We start from the raw sequence: 4,351 nt of genomic DNA, 5'->3' as shown, positions 1-4,351 counted from the left end.
CGCCCCTCCTTCCCCGTCGCCAGGCAGGCGCCCCACCGGCATCAGGCCGCCTGGGCGCCTCCCCGGCAGGACCCCCGGGCCCCTCAGCGCTCCAGCCGGAACGTGGCGATCTCCCACGGGCGCAGCAGGACGGTGGCACGCTCCCCGTCGAGGCTCGGGGCCTCGCCCGCTGCCGAGGCCCGGCCGAGCAGGTCGCACCGCTCGACGCCGCGCAGGCCGGGCAGCGACAGACCGGCCGTCGCCGGGTGGGGCGTCTGGGCGACGACCCGCGCCTCCAGCCCGCCCTCGCGCTCCCGCACGGAGGTGAGGACGACGCCCTCACCCGTCACGCTCAGCCCCTCGCCAGGTGCGGGCAGTGCCGCCGCGCCCTGACCGGTGCCGTGCAGGGCCATGAGCGGATGCCGGAAGGCCTCGGCCGCCGCGTGGACGTCCGCCTCGTGCCACTCCCCGGCGTACGGCAGCAGGCCGAACGTCACCGTCCGCAGCCCCCGGCACTGGGCCTGCGGGGTGCGGAACTCGCCTCCGGCGGGCTCGTCGCGCCACACGTGCCGGTTGCGTGACATCTGCCCGGTGGGCCGCAGAAGCGTCACGGCCAGCTGCGCCCCGTCCTCGACAAGCTCGTACTCGGTCGCGTGCTCCAGCAGGAGAGCGGCGCCCCCGGCGGCCACGAAGGCGGAGGCGGGGAAGGTCGGCACCGGCTCCTCGCCGAAACCGCCCTCCGCGCTCAGGCCGCGCTCGACGACGGCGAACTGACCCTCGCCGTGCGACACCTCGGCCCGGCGCGGCAGCGGAACGTGCATCCGGACGCGGTGGTCGTCGCTGCGGTTGTCGAAGGAGAAGGCCAGCCGCACGAACCGCTCCCCGGCGCGCAGCTCGACCCGGGTCGTCACGGTCGTCTGCTCGGTGTCTGGCGTGCGGCCGTCCGCACCGAAGTCCCCCGCCTTCGGCCAGGCGTAGCGGCGTTCGACCTCGAAGGCGCCGGTCAGCGGACCCTCGGCGGCCCGGCGTACGGTGACCTCCTCCGGGCTGTCCACCAGGACGTCGTGCGCGGGCGGCGCGTAGTTGTAGGTGTCGCCCAGGTCGCCGCCGTCCACGACGCGTCCCGCGCCCGACAGCGTGACACCGCCGGCGCTGCGTACGGCGAAGGTGCCGTCCTCGGCGATCTCCACCCGCAGCAGGCCGTTGTCCAGGGCCCGGCCGCCCTCGGCGCGGACGCCGTGGGACACGGCGCCCGCGGGCGCGGGCCCGGGGACGGCGCGCACGGCGGTGTGGCCCAGCGGCGGCGCCGAGACGAGCGCGGCCACCCGCTGCCGCGGCTCGGCCTCGATGACGACCCGCCAGAGGCCCTCGGCCCGCGCCTGCTCCAGCGCCGCGCGGACCGCCGCGATATCGAAGGGCAGTTCGCTTCTGCGCGCGACGGTGAAGTGCAACAGCCGCCGCTCGGGCTCCAGGTGCCACGCGGTGATCTCCCGCCCGTACAGCTCGCTGCCGTGCACCCGGGCCAGTACGGTGGGCAGCCGCTCGGCGGGAACGGTGTCGTCGGCCAGCAGCGTCGGCGCCGAGGCGAGCCGCTGCGCGGGGAAGGCGGTGCCGTCCGCGCCGACGAGATGGACGGGGCCCTCGCCCGCCACGTCCAGCTCGACCAGGTCGGTACGCCGGGCCGGAGTCGGATTGAGCAGCAGATGGGCGTCGTGCGGCACCCGGGCGGCCAGCGGCCCCGCGACCATGTCGCGGACGGCGAGGCCGAGTTGCTCGGCCTCGGCGATCCGGGCGGCCACCTGCTGCGCCGTCTCGTCGCAGCCGCAGCCGGTGACCGAGTCGTGGCAGGACACCTCGATCAGCCGGTGCCAGGCCATCTGGAGGAAGCGTTCGGCCGCGCCGTCGAACCAGAGCGCCGCCAGCGGCTCGGCGTAGCGCTCGACGGCGCGCTCGGCCCGCGCCATGGCCTGCTTGAGCGGGGCGCGGACGGAGAAGACGCCGGGCAGGATGTTGGCCCGCGCGTGGCTGCGCAGCTCGCCGTTGACGGCGCGCAGCCCTTCCAGGCCGGTGGGCTGGGCGGCGAAGTACTCGGCCATGGTGGCCAGCCGCAGCGTGACGTGCTCGTCCGCCGCGTTGTGCCGCTCCAGCAGGTCGGCGAGGTCGGCGGCGGGTGCCGTATGGTCGGAGCCGTACATGGCCAGGATCGGGGAGCCGTCGGGGCGCCAGGGCCGCAGCTTGGCGGCGACGGCGCCGGCCCGCTCGGCGAGCCTGCCGGGGTCGTCGAAGAGCCCGGCCGCGCTGCCGTAGCCGCCCGCCGCCAGGTACTCGGTGCGGATCGCGGTGCCGTCCGGCGCGGTCCAGGCGAACGCGTGGCGCTCGACGGCCGCCGGCACACCCCGCCACACGCAGGCGTGCTCCAGCCCGGCGCCGCGCAGGATCTGCGGCATCTGGGCGCAGTGCCCGAACATGTCGGGCAGGTACCCGACGGGCATCGCGCCGCCCATGTCCTGGCTGCGCCGCAGCCCGAGTTCGAGGTTGCGGACGATGTTCTCGCCCGAGCACAGGAACTCGTCCAGCAGGATCTGCCAGGGCCCGACCGCCAGCCGCCCCTCCTTGATCAGGCCGGTCAGCCGCTCGCGCTGCTCGGGCCGCACCTGAAGGTAGTCGTCGACGGCGACGGCCTGCCCGTCGAGGGTGAAGCGCTGCCGCGGGTCCTGCGCCATCCGCTCCAGCACCGTGTCGAGCAGCCCGACGAGCTGGAGCCTGAACCGCTGGAAGGGCAGGTACCACTCGCGGTCCCAGTGGGTGTGCGGGACGATGACGAGTTCGTCCCTCGTCCGGGGCGTGTCGGTCATGCGGAGGCTGCCTCTCCTTCGCAGGGGAGTTGGTGGCGGGCCGCGTACGCGGCCACGGCGCGCTGGGCGGTTTGCAGGTCCTCGGCGGCCCCGGCCGGCCCGGTGCGGGGCGGGGTGCCGTCGGTGACCATGGCGTGGAAGGCGACGAGTTCCTCCTCGAACGCCTCGGTGACCGACCGGTACTCGGCGCGGCGCTCGGCGTGCGGGCCCTCGCCCGTGCCCGCCGCCGTCTCGGTCAGCACCGTCGGCGCGTTCATCAGGTAGGGCGAGGGGAAGGCGAGGTGCAGGGTGCCGGTCTCGTGGTGGAGCGCGAACGTCTCCCGGTAGGAAGCGTGCCGGGGCAGGAAGTGCCAGCGGATCGTGTACCGCGCCCCGCCGGGCAGCCCGCCCGACAGCTCCACGGAGCCGGGCCCCGCCGCCGAGGCACCCCACGTCTCGGCCAGCTCGACGCTCGTCGGGGCGCCGGTCACCATGCGCAGCAGCGACAGGTCGTGGCTGATGGAGCCGAGGACGGTGTGGTACAGCGAGCGCATCGCCTCGGTGGCGCCGCTGCCGAGCGCCGCGTCGGTCAACGCGGCGTCCTGCTCCCGCAGCACCGCCAGCGCCGCGGCGTCCAGGTCGTCGTAGGGGGCCGGCAGCCGGGCGAAGGCGAGCTGGTCACCGCCCGTGGGATGCAGGACGCACACCTCCGCCGAGCGGACGAAGCCCGCCCCGCCCGCCTCGCCGAGCAGCGCGGCCAGCCGTCGCGCGGCCGGGTCGTACTGCTTCATGTAGCCCACCATCAGCCGCGGCCCACGCTGCTGGGCACGCTCCGCCTCCGCGATCCGGTCGGCCTCGGCGCGGGTGAAGGCCAGCGGTTTCTCGCACAGCACGGCGTACCCGGCGCGGAGCGCCGCCTCGGCCGCGGGGCCGTGCGAGCCGGACGTCAGCAGAAGCACGGCGTCGAAACCGCCCTCGGCCAGCAGCGCCTCGGTGCTGCGGTGCCGGTCCTTTTCGGGCACGCCGTACCGTGCGCCGACTTCCGCCAGTGCGCCGGGGGACAGATCGCACAGCGCGGTCACTTCGAACAGGTCCCGCCTGCGTTCGAGCAGCGGCAGGTGGGCCGTGCGCGCGATGGCGCCGAGCCCGGCGACGGCGACCCGCAGCCGGTCCCGTGCGGAGGAGACGGTCATGATCACAGCCCTTCTTCCGGGAGCAGCCGGCAGTCGGCCGACTGGTGTGCGGTGACGCGGTGGAGGTCCTGGCCGACTGGCGGCGCGTCCTGCTCGACGACCGGCCGGCCCGGGTATCCGACGCGGCGCAGCGCCGCCACGACGGCGGCGCGGTCGGTCTCGTCCTCGCCCAGGTAGCCGAGGGGGCCGCTGTCCGTCCCCGCGTGCCCCGCCGTGCGGAAGGCCGCCAACAGCTCGTCGGGCCGAGGGGTGCCGTGGCGGGGCGGTAGATCCCGTACGCGACGGGGGTGTTGGCCGTGCGGACGTGCATGGGCGCCTTTCGGGGCCGGGGGCGCGGCTGAGGGG

General features: G+C 75.7%; 3 protein-coding genes. All 3 read right to left on the bottom strand.

Annotated features, from left to right (window positions below; translation table 11 throughout):
- Positions 1 to 83: 83 nt before the first annotated feature.
- Positions 84 to 2,834: an alpha-mannosidase gene (locus AB8Z75_RS32465; RefSeq protein WP_369208332.1), complete on the bottom strand. Its 2,751-nt coding sequence runs from the start codon at positions 2,832 to 2,834 to the stop codon at positions 84 to 86.
- Positions 2,831 to 4,006 (bottom strand): Gfo/Idh/MocA family protein, encoded by a 1,176-nt coding sequence (locus tag AB8Z75_RS32460; protein WP_369208330.1) that lies wholly within the window; start codon positions 4,004 to 4,006, stop codon positions 2,831 to 2,833. Before AB8Z75_RS32460 ends, AB8Z75_RS32465 begins: the two co-directional genes overlap by 4 nt.
- A 2-nt stretch (positions 4,007 to 4,008) precedes the next feature.
- Positions 4,009 to 4,351, bottom strand: a 343-nt coding sequence (locus AB8Z75_RS32455; RefSeq protein ID WP_369208328.1) for a hypothetical protein, incomplete at its 5' end; no start/stop codon positions are given.

Source organism: Streptomyces sp. PU-14G (assembly GCF_041028275.1).
Classification (GTDB): domain Bacteria; phylum Actinomycetota; class Actinomycetes; order Streptomycetales; family Streptomycetaceae; genus Streptomyces.
The sequence above is the reverse complement of the archived record's forward strand: the minus strand, read 5'-3'. Positions and strand labels throughout refer to the sequence as shown.